Source organism: Flammeovirga aprica JL-4 (assembly GCF_012844305.1).
Taxonomy (GTDB): Bacteria; Bacteroidota; Bacteroidia; order Cytophagales; family Flammeovirgaceae; genus Flammeovirga; species Flammeovirga aprica.
Genome location: NZ_JABANE010000150.1, coordinates 1 through 16,488 on the forward strand (window position 1 = coordinate 1; position 16,488 = coordinate 16,488).

At 34.0% G+C, this 16,488-nt stretch carries 15 protein-coding genes; 7 read left to right on the forward strand and 8 right to left on the reverse strand.

Annotated elements, in window-relative coordinates:
* Positions 1 to 357: 357 nt before the first annotated feature.
* The 3 genes from HHU12_RS30365 to hemB form a co-directional block, all read right to left on the reverse strand.
* A complete protein-coding gene (locus HHU12_RS30365) occupies positions 358 to 1,668 on the reverse strand; it encodes a tetratricopeptide repeat protein (protein ID WP_169660499.1) in 1,311 nt (436 codons plus the stop codon).
* A 122-nt stretch (positions 1,669 to 1,790) separates the two neighbouring features.
* Positions 1,791 to 3,407, reverse strand: coding sequence for a M61 family metallopeptidase (locus HHU12_RS30370; RefSeq protein WP_169660500.1), 1,617 nt, complete (start codon positions 3,405 to 3,407; stop codon positions 1,791 to 1,793).
* A gap of 83 nt (positions 3,408 to 3,490) precedes the next feature.
* Positions 3,491 to 4,465 carry a porphobilinogen synthase gene (gene hemB, locus HHU12_RS30375; protein ID WP_169660501.1) on the reverse strand — a complete coding sequence of 325 codons (975 nt, stop codon included), beginning with the start codon at positions 4,463 to 4,465 and terminating at the stop codon, positions 3,491 to 3,493.
* A gap of 172 nt (positions 4,466 to 4,637) precedes the next feature.
* Between hemB and HHU12_RS30380 the strand changes: the two genes are divergently transcribed.
* The gene (locus HHU12_RS30380) at positions 4,638 to 4,811 is read left to right on the forward strand and encodes a hypothetical protein (RefSeq protein WP_169660502.1); all 174 of its coding nucleotides are present in this window, start codon (positions 4,638 to 4,640) and stop codon (positions 4,809 to 4,811) included.
* 24 nt (positions 4,812 to 4,835) lie between these two features.
* Here HHU12_RS30380 and HHU12_RS30385 read toward each other — a convergent pair whose 3' ends face one another.
* The 3 genes from HHU12_RS30385 to HHU12_RS30395 form a co-directional block, all read right to left on the reverse strand.
* Complete coding sequence (locus HHU12_RS30385) at positions 4,836 to 5,855, reverse strand: hypothetical protein (protein WP_169660503.1); 1,020 nt, start codon at positions 5,853 to 5,855, stop codon at positions 4,836 to 4,838.
* A gap of 53 nt (positions 5,856 to 5,908) precedes the next feature.
* Complete coding sequence (locus tag HHU12_RS30390; RefSeq protein WP_169660504.1) at positions 5,909 to 7,681, reverse strand: mechanosensitive ion channel family protein; 1,773 nt, start codon at positions 7,679 to 7,681, stop codon at positions 5,909 to 5,911.
* A 118-nt stretch (positions 7,682 to 7,799) separates the two neighbouring features.
* Complete coding sequence (locus HHU12_RS30395; RefSeq protein ID WP_169660505.1) at positions 7,800 to 8,138, reverse strand: RNA recognition motif domain-containing protein; 339 nt, start codon at positions 8,136 to 8,138, stop codon at positions 7,800 to 7,802.
* 373 nt (positions 8,139 to 8,511) lie between these two features.
* Between HHU12_RS30395 and yciA the strand changes: the two genes are divergently transcribed.
* Positions 8,512 to 8,910, forward strand: a complete 399-nt coding sequence (gene yciA / locus HHU12_RS30400) for an acyl-CoA thioester hydrolase YciA (RefSeq protein ID WP_169660506.1) — start codon at positions 8,512 to 8,514, stop codon at positions 8,908 to 8,910.
* A 110-nt stretch (positions 8,911 to 9,020) separates the two neighbouring features.
* Here yciA and HHU12_RS30405 read toward each other — a convergent pair whose 3' ends face one another.
* A complete protein-coding gene (locus HHU12_RS30405) occupies positions 9,021 to 10,937 on the reverse strand; it encodes an arginine--tRNA ligase (protein WP_169660507.1) in 1,917 nt (638 codons plus the stop codon).
* Between the two features lie 225 nt (positions 10,938 to 11,162).
* On the opposite strand from HHU12_RS30405, the gene HHU12_RS30410 reads away from it, so the two are divergent.
* The 5 genes from HHU12_RS30410 (at position 11,163) to HHU12_RS30430 (ending at position 15,578) form a co-directional block, all read left to right on the forward strand.
* Entirely contained in the window at positions 11,163 to 11,957 is a 795-nt protein-coding gene (locus tag HHU12_RS30410) for a glycosyltransferase family 2 protein (RefSeq protein ID WP_205960034.1), read from the forward strand.
* A gap of 6 nt (positions 11,958 to 11,963) precedes the next feature.
* Positions 11,964 to 13,148, forward strand: coding sequence for a class I SAM-dependent rRNA methyltransferase (locus HHU12_RS30415; RefSeq protein ID WP_240971199.1), 1,185 nt, complete (start codon positions 11,964 to 11,966; stop codon positions 13,146 to 13,148).
* A 123-nt stretch (positions 13,149 to 13,271) separates the two neighbouring features.
* Complete coding sequence (gene dcd / locus HHU12_RS30420) at positions 13,272 to 13,808, forward strand: dCTP deaminase (RefSeq protein WP_169660509.1); 537 nt, start codon at positions 13,272 to 13,274, stop codon at positions 13,806 to 13,808.
* A 1-nt stretch (position 13,809) separates the two neighbouring features.
* A complete protein-coding gene (locus tag HHU12_RS30425; RefSeq protein ID WP_169660510.1) occupies positions 13,810 to 14,592 on the forward strand; it encodes an MbnP family protein in 783 nt (260 codons plus the stop codon).
* Positions 14,568 to 15,578 (forward strand): cytochrome-c peroxidase, encoded by a 1,011-nt coding sequence (locus HHU12_RS30430; RefSeq protein ID WP_169660511.1) that lies wholly within the window; start codon positions 14,568 to 14,570, stop codon positions 15,576 to 15,578. Before HHU12_RS30425 ends, HHU12_RS30430 begins: the two co-directional genes overlap by 25 nt.
* A gap of 61 nt (positions 15,579 to 15,639) precedes the next feature.
* Here HHU12_RS30430 and HHU12_RS30435 read toward each other — a convergent pair whose 3' ends face one another.
* Positions 15,640 to 16,149 carry a DUF4625 domain-containing protein gene (locus HHU12_RS30435; RefSeq protein WP_169660512.1) on the reverse strand — a complete coding sequence of 170 codons (510 nt, stop codon included), beginning with the start codon at positions 16,147 to 16,149 and terminating at the stop codon, positions 15,640 to 15,642.
* Positions 16,150 to 16,488: the final 339 nt, after the last annotated feature.

Sequence of the window (16,488 nt, forward strand, 5' to 3'; positions counted from 1 at the left end):
GAATTGCATGTTATATTTGAGTCAGACTTGTAATAGATTTTTTGTTGGAACTCAAATTTATGCAAGTTAAACCCCCGAAAAAAGCCTAATTCGACATTTTTCGGGGTCTTTTTTACATTTTAAAACAAGTAAATAACTCATTGCTAGTAGATTAAGTATTTACCAAGGTTCCCTATTTCTTTTTCCAAATGGACAATTATACTACCTCTGGAAAACATAATTCATATAACCATATACAAAAAACCTCCACTAGCATTTCACTATTGGAGGTTTTGTTTTTGAATCTAATACTTGTATTGTATCTATCTCACAAACCTTAAAGGAGATTTATGGTTTCTAAAAGAAAAAGATATAATTTTACAATTGTGCCTCCTTCTCATCATTAAAAGACTCAATAGAATAAGTAGCTGCAGGAAAATAAGGTCCTTTTCTAGCATCCTGGAAAGACTGAATACATTTAGGTAAGTTTTGCTTATTGTATACAAAACCCATCAATAAGCTTATTTTTACAAATTCTTGAGGGGAAACGTTAGAGTTGCTCAAAAGGTTGATGCCAGTATTGATAGCGTCTTCTCTTTGCCCTAATTTGTATTGAGCTACTAGTTTGTAGTATAAGATATTTCTAGCTCCTTGGAAATTGGCTAAGCATTCGTCTGCATATTTTAATGCCTTTTCGTATTTCTTTGAGCAGATCAGGATATCAATAAACTCGTCATAGGCTTTTAGATAGAGTTTATCGAAGCCTTTGTAGTCTTTCAAGCCTAGTTCGAAGAGATGAATACCTTTATGGTGGTGTTCTTCTCTTACAATGATATCTGCTAGAAGGATATTGGCTTTGATATAAGTTGGATCGATCTTCATGGCCTTTTCTAACATTGTTTTAGCTTGCTCGAAGTTGTAGATATCTTCATAAGCTGAAGCTACTGCAAAGAAGTAATCGGGCTTTAACTTTGTAATGAAAGGCTTGTATGGTCCTACATCTGCTTTGTTCAAAATTGGCATTGCACTATTATAGTCTTCCATAAGATAATAAGCCATACCTTTTTCATAAAAGTATTTAGCTGTTTGGTTGATAGGTGCATTCTCTGGGAACTGAGCTAGTATTTTATCTATTGTTGTGATGGACTCAGTATACTTTCCTAGATTGTTTGTGATTTGTGCATCTAAGTATAAAGATTCTACGTGGTCAGGAGCTATTTTTAATGCATTCTGTGAATAGATTCTTGCATCTTGGAAGCGATCTTGGTAGAAAAAGAAATTAGAGGTCTCTACACAAAGGTTGATTCTTTTGATTGGGTCTTTTTCTACTGAAAGCCACTGATCAACATTTTTCTTGTAAGCCACATATTCTTTCTGATTCTGATAAACTTTAGAAAGTGCGGGGTATACTGGCATATATTTATTGTCTAGAGCTATCACCTTTTGCCAGTCTTGTAATGCTCTTGTTGTATCCTTGATCATCAAGTTACACACACCTTTCCAATAATGTACTTTAGCTACTGTATCAGCTAAAGATATTGCTTGTTCATACTCCACAATCGCCCTATGATAGTCTTTTGCCACTCTGAATTTCTCAGCGTTTTTAAAGAACAATTCAATTGGGTTTTTTTCTTGAGCGAATACAGCAGTTGAAGTAAGAAATAAAAAAATTAAGAGTAGATTTTTCATGTCAGTTCGATATGAAAGATTTGAGGATTTTATGTAAAATTTAAATAGGGAAGCAACAGCTATCAGTATTATTTTGAAATTCCAAAATCGTGCTTAAGCTTTATTAACCAAAGATACGCATATTAAGTTACACTTAACTTAGAATAGTACATTTTTTTCTTTGCAAGAAACTGTTTTGCAACTATTTGTCCATCTCTTTCTAAAAAAATGTCTATTTTTTCCTTATCTCCTAATACATTTTCCCATGATGTCACCTTTTGTTGATCACAATATTTAAACACATCCCCTACCTGAATATCATCACTATTGTTATAAGCTACGTCTATTACTTCTCCTGAATTTGATAGTTTAATTCCGAAATCACTCATCCATCTACTTTCTGAATTTGTTTTCTCTACCTTCCACCCTAAGAACATTAGGCTTTCTTTTAATTTATCTTCAAGTGGTTCAATTCCATAAACAAAGTCATTAAAGAATGTACTAAAATCAGATCCGCTTACTTTGTTTACTATGGTTTGGAAATCGTCTGATGTATACCCTTTTTGATTTAAGCCATATTCTTGGTAGAAAATAGACATTACATCATCCAAGCTTTTTGCCTTATTGGTTATTCTTTGAATTTCACTGTCGAGCATCAAAGCAATCAATGCTCCTTTGACATAAATTGATGTTTTTCTTGATGGAATACCTTTTTCATAACCATCCACCCATAATTCTAATGACGAATCAGTCACTGATTTCACAAACCTTCCTTGATTCTCAAAATGACGATCTAATAAAGTGTTCAGCTCTTTCTTGTACTGTTTTTCACTGAAAACCCCTGCTCTATATAAACAAGCATCACCATAATAGGTTGTCATTCCTTCCGCTACATAGCCTGTATCAAAATAGGTTTCTTGAAAAAGGTTGTATGGCAATAATTCTGCAGGCCTGATTTGTTTGATGTTCCATACATGGAATAGTTCATGTGAACTGACCCCTAATAAATTATTATAGAAATCTTCATTATGAAATTCACTTGATGGGCCTAAAGTGATTACTGTATTCTTGTGATGTTCAACACCGTGATAGTGTTTGAAAATTGGCAATACGCAGAGGTAATGAAATTCTTTATGTGGAAAGAATTTAAAGATATCAAACTGAACTTTTGTATAGGCTTTGAAGTCTTTAATAATTTTCTTCCAATCAGGTTTCACATCTCCTTGCAACCATATATGATGTGTGGAATTATCATATTCGAAGCTTCCATGATGGAGTTGTTTTCCTAATAAAATTGGTGATTCTGTCAAGTCTTCAAAATCTTCAAAGACAAACTGACCTTTCTCCAGTTTTGCAGATGTAGCTATTTCATAAGATGAATCAAAATCTACAGCAACTGTTATTTTATCTTTTAATTTTGATACTGGTACTAAAGCACACCCGATAAAATTGATCAAACAGAATTGTTCACTTAACCATGTTCCTCCAGCATCTTGATGCCTAGCATAATAATTATAAGTGATTGCAACTTGATCACCTTTATCAATACCTGTCAATTTCCATTGGTTTCGCCCATTAACTTTCAACTGCCCTTTTGATGAAGAAATCTCTCTAATATTCTTTGCAAAGTTTTGGGCTTGATACCTACCAGGTCTCCATAAAGGTAATTTTAAGATTGCTTCTGATGTATCCGCTTCGAACGTCAGTTGAATTGTTAAGAAAAATTGATGTGATTCGTTTCTCTTTATCGAGTAATGCATAGTTGGTTTTATTTACTATATGATACAAAAAAGCTTTCTATCAGAAATTAACTAATAGAAAGCTTTTATGAAAGTTGGACTGCTTACTTTTTCAAAAGTACAGCCGCTTCTTTTGCGAAGTACGTTAAGATTGCACTTGCGCCAGCTCTTTTGATACTTAAGAGCATCTCCATCATTGTTTTATCATTTTCAAGCCAGCCATTTTGAGCTGCTGCTTTTAGCATTGCATATTCACCAGACACATTATAGGCTGTGATTGGAATATCAAAATTATCAGAAAGTGCTTTGATAATATCCAAGTAAGATAAAGCCGGCTTCACCATAAGGAAATCTGCCCCCTCTACATAATCAAGTTCAGCTTCAATAAGTGCTTCTTTCACATTTGCAGGATCCATTTGATAAGTCTTCTTGTCACCAAATTTTGGTGCAGAATTTAAGGCATCACGGAATGGGCCATAAAATGCTGAAGCATACTTAGCTGAATAAGCCATTATAGAAACATCTGTATATCCGTTATCATCTAATACTTCACGGATATACCCTATTCTACCGTCCATCATATCTGAAGGTCCTATAATATCAGCACCTGCTTTTGCCTGTGCTAAAGCCATTTTCCCAAGGACTTCCAACGATTCATCATTAAGGATTTTACCATCTTCTACAATGCCATCATGACCATCTGAACTGTAAGGGTCCATTGCTACATCAGTCATTAACATAGCTTCAGGATATTTCTCTTTGATTGAAGACAATGCTACTTGATAGATTCCCTCAGGGTTACTTCCTTCTGTAGCAGCCCTGTCCTTTTTATCTTCTTTTACTGAAGGGAAAAGGCAGAATGATTTAATTCCTAAATCTAAACACTCTCCTATTTCGACCATTAAATGATCCAATGTATATCTATAGATACCCGGCATTGAAGGTATCTCTTCTTTTATATTTTCTCCTTCAATTATAAATAAAGGGAAAATGAAGTCATCTACTGTCAATAAAGTTTCTTGAACCATTTGACGAATTACTGCTGACTTTCTGTTACGGCGTGGTCTTCTTGTTAACATAAGTTGATCAAATTTTTCACAATTTATTAGATGTAAATTCAAGAATCAAGTGATATTTTTTTTTATAAGTGAAAGATTTATATCAAATGTTAATGCCCTTATCTAAGTAGGTATCAAATACGTATTTAAATATATAATACACTAAATAACACACACTAAAATCAAAGTAACCATGAAAAAGTTTTTGCTATTTATCGTACCTACTATTTTCCTAGTCTTAGACTTTGGAGTAATTCAATCCGCTATTAATGCCGATACAAAAGTTGGCGTTATGATGGCATCAATTTCCGCGATTATGGTTTCAGCAGTCGCTGTATTATCTGTCCCTATGATTAAAAATAGTTAGGTTTATCCTAATCCATACCAATAATTACTTTGAAGAGATTGATGATAAATTAATCTCTTTTTTTATGTCCATAGTAAACGATCTCAATAAGTTAGATGGTTTTTCCATATCACATATCAGCTCTTTTCTTGTATTGTTTTTGGGTTGAAAAAGATTAGATGGAGTGTTTTCTTGTAAGGATTCATATTGCTCCAAACAAACAATACACCTATTAAACACACCGATGCTGTAAAACTCTAAAAAGGTATCAATTTTATTGAAAGATACGTGCTGAGATAACTGAAATACTTCTTTTATTAAATTCAAAAATATTTCTTTTACTTCTGTAATTGAAGTTGTTGTAGTCAAAAGCGTATCTACATTTTCTTGAATATCTTCATAAAGGTCAAAAATGTCATTACCGAACTGCGTGATCCCTCCTAATAAATAAAAGAATTTCTCATCTTGGGGTGTAATATTTTCGATATATAGCCTGACATAATATAAAAAAGACTCCCCTCCTTTTCTGATCGTAAGATCTAATAGTTCTTCTCTACTTTGTAATCCTTGTTGAAATTGCTTTTTACTATCTTCTTGCACCTGTAAAACCTGATCTAAGCTTTCAAGATACCCTTTTCTTGTTTTGTAAAATTCTAAACTTTCAGAATGAAGAAAATCAAAAAGCTCTTCAGAGGAATTAGAAGGTGCTTTCTCAAAAGCAACAATCTTCTTTACTTCATCTAATGATAAATTTTGAACATCAAAAAAATCATCCACAAGGCCTGTTACACTACTTTGATATGTACTGTACTTTCTCTCATCTAGAGACATTTTTTGTCCTCTTAAAAAGCAAATCAATTCGCCTAGAATAGCTGGGACGATCAAACCATAATACTTTGTGATTTTTTTATAGTCTTTCTCGGACAATGTTTCATCAGTACTTTGAAAATAAGGGTTGATTTGAGGTATAAGCTGTTTTTTAATAAAGGATTTTTGACGTAAAACTGCTTTTCCTACAAATAGTATTTTTGAAAGAATTTTAAAATACTTCGATATCAAATTCATAAAGCGAAATTGACGAAAGTTTTTGAATTCATCAATAAAGAGTTTTGAATTCTCTATTTATTATCATTATTCTCTTCATTTTCTTTTTGATCAGTTGCAGGTGATGCCTCTTTATCATCTTGCATTAATTTATAATCAGGAATAGTAATTTCATTATCCTCTCTGTTTGCTCTGTAATGTGGTGACATAATTTCTACTTTTTCCCTTGCAAAAACATCTTGGATATTTTGATGCAACCGAGAATAAATACGTGGAATTTTTTGAGGTTGTTTTGTATGAGCATTCAATTGATAACTTACATAATAATCATCCAATGAGGTTTGCAATACAAATGGAATTTCACCTGCAATTAAACCTTCTGTCATTTCAGCAGCTTCTTTTAGCATGGCATGCACTTTCCTCCAAGGCACATCATACCCGATCGTGACAGTGGTATGGATAATAAGTTTATAACGATTTATTGGTTGAGAATAATTAATGGTATTGGATTCTGAGATTTTGCTATTCGGTATCGTAATGATTTCATTTTTAGAAGACTTCAAACGTGTCACAAATAATGAACGCTCTACTACCTCACCCATTACATCGTTAATTTTTATCCAGTCACCAATTTTAAATCGTCTCATATAAGTGATAACAATACCGCTAATAGCATTCGTTATTACTGAAGTAGAACCTATGGAAAGCAAAACACCTACAAAAACGGAGATTCCTTTGAACTCCTGAGATTCAGCCCCTGGCAATAATGGAAATATCATTATTATCATAAAAGTATAAAGCACAAACTTTATGATTTTCATGGTCGGTGGCACCCAATCAGGATAAAACCCATGTATTTTTAACCGACCTTCAGCAATAGCCTTCGCAAAAGTTTTAATGATTCTTATAGAGTAATGGAATACAAGTATGATTACAATAATCTTCAACAAACTAGGTGTATAAGCTATTATTGCATATATAATCTCTAAAAAGGGATCTATAATGTAACCAAAAACTTCATCAGAAAAATCTCTTAATGGTGGAGAGAACCTTCCTACTATTGGCAAATACAATGAAACTAAAATGACTATCAGAGTAATTCTTATTCCAATCAATAAATATTTCGCAATTAAAATCTGATTCTCTTCTGTCAGTATTCTTACATTTTTGACTGTTTTACTTCTAAACCACCCCTTTTCATCACGGATTACTTTAATCATAGTGACTTTATACCCTCTATTGATCAATACGATTAAAATCAATAATATCACCAAACCAATTGATGCAATAATACCCGAGACTTGCCCTTGATAATTGATTTTATCTCTTAAAGCATGATTGATTTGCTCCTGTCTTAGTTTTGCTAATTCCAGTTTTGACATGGAAGTTAGAGAGGCATCTATGGAATCAACTGTATGAAGTACATTTTCCTGATAAACCAACTGAAAGTTTGTATCAAACACCTGCAATTCCACCGAATCCATTAAATAAAGCGTATTTTCAGCAATCTCTACTATTGAATCAGATAATGCCTGAGATCTTTCAAGAGCAGAAATATCAGCTCTACGATGCACAAAAAATAGTGTATCTTCAAAAGGAGCCACAGGCTTTCCCTTTACAATAAATTTCACTTGCTTTTTGGGATGATTACTCGATAATGAGTCTAACTTTGATAACTGACGCCTTAGAAAATCTCTATAAATAGAATCTGCGACAATAAGGCTTTGAATTTCCTTATACATTTGCAGTTTTTCTTGAGAAATCGTTTCAATATTGTTCTGAGCTTTAGTGAATGGGGTGATGATTAAAAAAGATAATACAAGCAGAATGATCTTTTCAAATTTCATTGCAGGGTTATTTTTGGGTCTTTAATACAATAAGATAATAAATTCTTAATGTAAAAGAAAAGGTCTAACAACCTCAGTTGCTAGACCTTTTGATATAATTACTTAGATGTTGTGGAGATTAGTATCTTCCACCACCTCTATTGTAACCACCGCCGCCGTATCCGCCTCCGCGGTTACCGCCACCATATCCACCGCCACGGTTTCCACCGTTGTTCTCACGTGGACGTGCTTGTTTTACTACAATAGTACGGCCATCTAATTCTGACTCATTCAATTGCTCGATAGCAGTGTTAGCTTCTTCGTCATTTGGCATCTCAACGAAACCAAAACCTTTAGAACGCTCTGTTTCACGATCGTAAACTACTTTTGCAGAGGAAACTTCTCCAAAGTTTTCAAATAATACTCTTAATGCTTCTTCTTGAGTATTGTAATTTAATTTTGCTACAAAGATATTCATCTTCAACAAATAAAAATGGTAATAAAAAAAACAACTATTGAGATGAAATATCAAATGTGAAAAACGATCTAAACTGGAAACTACCGTATTTTAAATAGTTATAAATAAGAAACTCAACTCATATACATGCAAGGTAGGCAAAAATATTAGAAGTATACATTAAAATATTAAAAAATCTATATTAATTTATTATTTAGAATCGATTTAACATAAATATCAGATTTTCAACTCTTTATAATAAATTACTATATTAAATCTTGAAATAATAATATTTTACCTGTAAAGAATACACTAAAATCTTATTTCACAAACTGAAGATAATAGAGAATAAATATTCCTATATTCGCAAATTATACACCTAAACTTTTTGAACATGTTGGACAATAACACTCCCAAAGGAGACTTATTACTACGTACGCTAGCTATGCCCGCTGACACCAATGCTAATGGAGATATTTTTGGTGGATGGATTATGTCACAAATGGATATTGCTGGAGGGATTCTGGCTAAAGAAGTAGCACTTGGAAGAACTGTAACTGTGGCAGTTGACGGTATGACATTTCATAAGCCAGTAAGTGTTGGAGACGCTGTTTGTGTTTATGGAGAAGTGGTAAAAAAAGGAAGAACTTCTTTGAAAATTCACTTGGAAGTATGGGCCAAACCTCTTTTGGAAGGACATACAGATTCACATAACTATTTAGTGACAGAAGGCATGTTTGTTTATGTTTCTATTGATGATAATAAAAAACCTAAGCCAATTCCAACAGCTTAAGAAATATAAGTTTTAAGCCAAAAATAGTTGTTATCTAGTTTTGGCATAGTACAAAAAAGGCTTCTTTTTCAGTGAAAAAGAAGCCTTTTAAATATTTTAATATCTACAGATTACATTCTTGATGGCGATTGTACACCAATCAAACTTAATGCAATTCTAATCGCATCTGATGATTGTTTCGACAAGGCAATTCTAAATGCTTTCTTCTTATCATCCTCTTCATTGAAGATTGGTGATTCTGAATATACTTTTGAATATTGTTTTGCAACGTCAAAAGCATAGTTAGCAATGATAGATGGAGCGTAAGCATCTGCTGACTCCACAATCTTATCATTTAATTTTGAAAGAATTGCTACTAAATCAGCCTCCGCTTCAGAGATATCTGTCAAACCTTTATATCCTGCAGCTGTGTAATCGATACCATCTTTATCAGCTCTTCTTAATAAAGCTTGAATTTTAGCGTGATTGTATTGAATATAAACACCTGTATCTCCTTGGAAATCGATCGATTCTTTAGGGTTGAAAAGCATTGTTTTCTTAGGATCTACTTTCAATAAGTAATATTTCAATGCACCTAATGCCAACTGCTTGAACAATACTTTTGCCTCTTCAAGTGTAAATCCATCGATTTTACCAGATTCTTCAGTACGTTCCTGAGCTGTATCGATCATTTCTTGGATTAAGTCATCAGCATCAACAACTGTTCCCTCACGAGATTTCATTTTACCTTCTGGCAATTCCACCATACCATATGATAAGTGAAAAATTCCATCAGCGTAAGGACGACCTAGTTTTTTCATAATAGCTTGAAGCACTTTGAAGTGGTAGTCCTGCTCGTTACCCACTACATATACAGACTTGTTCATACCAAAGTCTTTGTACTTCAAATCAGCCGTACCCATATCTTGTGTCATGTATACAGCTGTACCATCTCCTCTAAGTACTAATTTCTCATCCAGTTTTTCAGCTTTCAGATCAATCCAAACAGAGCCATTTTCCTTTTTGAAGAAAACACCACTATCTAATCCTTCTTGAACGATGTCTTTACCCAATAGATAAGTTTGAGATTCGTAATATACATTATCGAACTCTACACCCATCATTTCATAAGACTGTGCAAAACCAGCGTACACCCAATCGTTCATTTTCTTCCAAAGTGCAACAGTTTCTTCATCACCTGCCTCCCACTTTCTCAACATTTCTTGAGCCTCTAATAATAGAGGTGCATTTTTCTCTGCATACTCAAATAATGCTTTGACATCTTTAATCTGAACTTTCTCTTCATCTGTTAAAGGAATTTTGTTTTTCTTGGAAGCACCTTTCCCCTCAATGGATTTTTTCAATGCTTTCAAATCCTCCACTCCTTCTAATGAAGCATAGTCTGATTTCTTTTCTTCAATTAATTGGGCAATTTCTACTTTGTAAGCCTTATCAAAAGCCACATAGTAATTACCCACCAATTTATCACCTTTTAGTGTTTCACTTGGCTCCTCACCTTTCCCAAACTTTGTGTAAGCCAACATTGATTTACAAATATGAATACCTCTGTCATTTACAAGGTTTACTTTTTGTACATCATATCCGGCCGCATCCAAAATTAAAGAAACAGAGTGACCTAAAAAGTTGTTTCTTAAGTGACCTAGGTGAAGTGGCTTGTTGGTATTTGGAGAAGAATATTCTACCATCACTTTTTCACCATTGCTTGGCAAGTGACCATAGTTTTTATCCTCAGCAATTGAAGCCAAAGTATTTACCCAAACACCTTTGCTGATCACCAAGTTTAAAAATCCTTTTACAATATTATAATCGGCAACTGCCTCCGTGTTTTCCTTTAAGTACCTTCCGATTTCCTCACCAATTTCCACTGGGTTTTTACCCAATTGTTTTGTCAAAGAAAAAGTCACGAAAGTCAAAGAACCTTCAAACTCTTTTTTTGTAGGTTGTAATACAATTCTGGAAGTAGGTAATTCTACATCATAAATTGCCTTTACTGCTTCGGCAATACCATTTATAATTTGTTGCTCCATTTTCTAATTAAGATTTTTCTTGCTTCTCAAAGCAAATTGATCTGCAAAATTACTCCTTTGTGATAAAAGTCAAAAGATAGATCCTTAATAGTTGTATCTTTTTTCCATTTTTAATAGCCTTATCTAAAATTAAAACACTAAAAACGACACTACAATTACCCAACAACACTTAATTTATAATACAATTTATCAAAAAGATCTTCTGTGATTACTATCTTTGCATTTATGGTTAAAATAAGCGTAGTCACTATTTCATATAATTGTGAAACAGAAATTGAAGAGACTTTAAAGAGTGTCATTCAACAAGATTATCCTAATATCGAGTACGTTGTTGTAGATGGAGGGTCGAAAGACAGGACTCCTGAAATCATTGAAAAATACAAGAAGGACATTCAGGTCTATGTATCTGAACAGGACAAAGGTATTTATGATGCAATGAACAAGGGAGCTCGATTAGCTTCTGGAGAATGGGTTATTTTCATGAATGCAGGAGATGTTTTTTATGATGACACCACTGTTTCTCAGATGTTTGCCGAGGTACAACCCGCCGCTCAATTATTGTATGGAGATCATGAAGTGGTCTATGAGCATTTAACCAAAGTAAAAACTGCAGGAAGCCCTAATCAATTATGGAAAGGGATGATATGCAGTCATCAAGCATTATTTGTTAAGAGAGATCTTTTACTTCAATTTCCTTTTGAATGGGAAAAGTGGAAAATTTCAGCAGATTTTCATTTCATCTTTAATCGATGGTATGACGGTGCTTCTTTTCAGCATGTACATGTTTTTGTAACAAAGTTCGCAGCAGGCGGGTTATCCGATGTGGGGTCTATTGATTCTAAAATAGAAACCTGGAATATTGTCAAAGAAAGATTGGATACGCCAGAAGTAGATGAATATTACAATTCATTATTGAAGTATGAAAAGTATGTCAACTTATTAAGGAAAACAATGCCGAATTCAGCATTCGAAAAGTTGATGAAATTGAAAAATAAAGTAAAAGGAGCCGACGTTAAATAGAAGAAATTGGAAAAGATATATATCAAAAAAAACAAACTTAAGGCACTAGATAATAGACATCCTTGGGTTTACTCTGGAGCTGTAGCTAAAATGCCTGAGGGCTTAGATGATGGCGACATTGTTGAGATCGTTCATAGCAATGACAAACGTTTAGGCTATGGATTCTATGCTCCCGGCAATCAAATTGTCTGTAGAGTTTTTGAATATACAAGAAGAGAAATTGACCCTTCTACTCAAGAATATTGGTCTGATAAAATTGCAAAAGCGTTTGCATTGAGAAAGGCACATGTGATTACAGAAGAAACAAACTGTTATCGTTTGATCCATGGAGAAGGAGATTTTTTCCCTGGATTGATTGCAGATGTTTACAATGACCTTATTTCGCTTCAAATCTTGATTAAGGGAGTAGATAGAATTGCTCCAATGATTATCAAAGCGTTTCAAGAACTAGGTTTTGAAAGAATTTACAACAAAAGTAAAGAGATTTCTAAACGTCTTGAAAATGTTGAAACTCCTAAAGGATGGCTTACTGAAAAACAAGGATCTCCAAAGGTTGAGGTATTAGAAAATGGCGTGAAGTTTTGGGTTGATGTTGAGACTGGACAAAAAACAGGCTTTTTCTTAGATCAAAGAGATGCTAGGGCTTTAGTGGGAAAATATTCTAAAGGAGCGAAAGTATTGAATACTTTCAGTTACAGCGGTGGTTTTAGTATGTATGCTTTAAAAGCGGGTGCTACTCTTGTCCACTCAGTTGATGCTTCCCAAGGTGCCATTGATTTATGTGATGAAAATGCCATCTTGAACGGATTTGAGAATGGAGAACATAAAGGATACTGTGCTGATGTATTTGAGCAGCTTACTAAAATGGAAAGAGATGACTATGATGTGGTGATCTTGGACCCTCCTGCTTTTGCAAAATCTGCCAAAGCGGTAACTGCGGCCGCAAGGGGTTACAAACAACTAAACCTAAAGGCACTAAGAAAAATCAAGCCAGGAGGTATCATTTTTACTTTTTCTTGTTCTCAGAAAATTGACAAGGAACTCTTCAGAAAAATTGTATTCCAAGCAGCCGCTGAGGCACATAGAAATGTAAGAATATTACATCAAACTACACAGCCAAACTGTCACCCTATCAATATTTTCTATCCTGAAAATGAGTACTTAAAAGGATTAGTCCTTTACGTAGAATAGGCCACTGTTAAAAACTAATCAAATAAAATGTCATAACATTACTACTCAGATGGCTATGGCATTTGTTTTGTGAAAAAGAAAACAATTTTCCAATTCAAAATACAGTCATATCATTGGAAATAAATGATACTATCAGACACTAAAATATTAGAAGAAATAGAAAAGGGTACAATTCTAATTGAGCCTTTCAATAAAGAATGCTTGGGTACAAACTCCTACGACGTTCATTTGGGCAGGCACCTTGCTGTTTACAAAAATGAGGTATTAGATGCTAAAGCTCACAACGAAATTGAAACCTTTGAAATTCCTGACGAAGGGATTGTTCTTCACCCTGGAAAAATCTATCTTGGTGTAACAAAAGAGTACACCGAAACGCTTGAGCATGTCGCTTTTCTAGAAGGACTTTCAAGTGTCGGAAGATTGGGCATCAGCATTAATGCCAACTCAAGAGCTGGCGATGTTGGTTTTTGTAATACATGGACTTTGGAAATCAGTGTGGCCCAGCCGGTACGTCTTTATAAAAATATGCCAATCGGACAGTTATTTTACTTTAAAGTTGAAGGAGATATCACAAATTATTACCATATTAAGAAAGACGCAAAATACATCGATAGAACTATGAAACCAGTAGAATCTATGATGTATAAAAATAAATTTTAGCATGAAGCAATTTTTTCTATTACTCTTATTATCCTCATTTTTAATGGGGTGCGACACTTATAAAGAAACTTTTGATGCCGCAGGAACGGGAGAATTAACCATCAAATTAAACCTAATTCATGATGATGATTCATTAACCTACAATAAAGAATACATTAACGCTCTTAGCCAGAAGTATATCATGAGTGATTTTCGCTTCTACTTATCCAATATAGTGCTAAGAGACACCTCTGCAACGAATCATTTCAAAGTACCTGAAAGCTACCATTTAATTGAAATGATCAATAAAGCAGACACAAGTATTCTTTTAAAGGGCCTGCCTAACCATGCATTTACAGAGTTAGAATTTTCTGTTGGTGTTGATAATTCTGCCAATTACAGTACGGATCAGATTGGAGACCTAGACCCTGCCAATGGAATGGCTTGGAACTGGGACACCGGTTATAAATTTATGCTTGTAGAAGGGCTTAGATTAATTGACAGTGTTAATACAAAAGGCTTGGTCTATCACATAGGTGGAGATGCGAATTACAGAACTGTAAAATTCAGTGGTAAAGAAATTTATCTAAATAGAAATCATAGACAGGAAATTGTTCTTGATGTTCATGTTGACTTTATTTTCGGTGATAAAAAAGAGGCTTTAGTACCCGAAGATCAACGAAAAACAAACTTCATTGATTTTACCAATGATACTGATCAGGATACTATGTTTGGACCTAATACTCAATTAATCGCTGACAATTACGCTCAGATGTTTGAATGGAAAGAAATCTTTGTAAAATAATTTTACTTATCAGCATTCCGGTATTTGTAGGGGCTTGTTTGTTTTCATGTGAAGAAAATAGACAAGCTTCTGTCGTTTCATACCAAAATATTCCTGATCCAGAACACAATAAAATGGACCCTTTGAAGGTGGAATTGGGCCGTAAACTTTTTTTTGACCCTAATTTATCCAAAGACTCCACTATATCCTGCGGGCATTGTCATCAACCACAATATGGTTTTGGAGAAAATGTTGGACTTTCAAAACAAGGAGTGAGTCATAAAGCATTACTACGCAATTCCCCAGCCTTAATTAATATCGCTTGGGCAAAAGGGTGGTTCTGGGATGGAGGAGCCAAAAATATCGAATCCTTGATATTTGGCCCACTTACACATGAAGATGAAATGGGGACAGATTTAAAGCTCCTCATGAAAAACATTAATGCTTCTTCCTTTTACAGCGAAGAATTTAAAACTGCTTTTGGAGTGGATAAAGTTTATTCTGCACATTTAGCCAGAGCCTTAGCACAGTATGTTAGAACCTTGATTTCTAACCAAAGCAATTATGATTTATATCTTGAGGGGAAATATCAGTTTTCAGAAAAAGAAGCTTTAGGATATAAACTCTATCAAAAGAACTGCAGCCACTGTCACCAAGAACCATTTTTCACAGATTTTGATTATCACAATAATGGATTGGACACTACTTTTTCTGATGCTCATGAGGCTATCAATAAAGGGAGAGGAAGAATTAGCAGGGTGAAAGAAGATGATTTAAAATACAAGACCCCTACGCTGAGAAATATTTTTGCCACTGCTCCTTATATGCATGATGGAAGGTATCAATCCATTCACGATGTTCTGGATCATTATGAGAAAATGATCCAGTATTACCCTACTCTTGATTCCACATTAAAAAACGGAATTCAATTTAAAGTTTCAGAAAAAGAACAATTGATTGCTTTCTTGGGTACATTGACTGATTCTACATTTCTGGGATTAAAGTAAAAAGCATAAAAAAAACACCACACATTGATGTGGTGTTTCCCTCTAAGTATTTTTCTTTAGATTACTCAGCATGTTCATGTCCTTCTTCGTGAACTTCTACATTCAAAGCTTTTTGTACTTCATTTCCATTTACATCCCATAGATGCAACACAAAGTGATACTCACCTTCTTTTACTCCTGTTGGAACATCAATGTGTTGATGTAGTTTATGGTTATTAGGGAAAATTCCTTCTGGTGTTAATCCACCTTCAACCCCAAAATTCCATGTAATTTTCTCTGTCCATTGAGGACGATCCTCATTCCCTGAAACTCTTGCTGAATGCTCATGTCCTTCTCCCCAGTGAATATCAAGAACAACAGTGCGAAGTTGAGTTCCTGCAAGATCAGCATCAATATTTGCTTCTTCTCCCATGATCACAATTGTCTCTGTTTCAGATAATGCATGGTGATCATGACCTGGTGAAACTACGTAATTATCGATTGTTGGTAATGGACCCGCTTCTTCTGTGTTATTGTTGCATGAGAACAATCCAATTAAAAGAAGTGCGAAAATTGTTAGGCTATTTTTCATAATTATTTTTGTTTTTGCAATACCATCGCAAGTAGATACACTCCGGCTACAAAAGCAAAAGGAAAAATGAAATATATGTTTATTTATCTAAACACCTGTAAAGCAGATTGTTATTATATAAAATTAAACAATTTTTGTTAATATAAATCTGTAAAGAGAATTGTTTTTAGCAAAAAAACACCACAAACTTAATTGTGGTGTTTCATAGTTTTTTATAATGTAAAGTCCTAAAATAACGATACACTAAAACAATCGTTATTATGGAAAGTAATAAAAGTCAATACGTTAAAAGAACTCAGAAGGATTATTCAATGTCCTTAAAACTTCAAATTGTTTCAG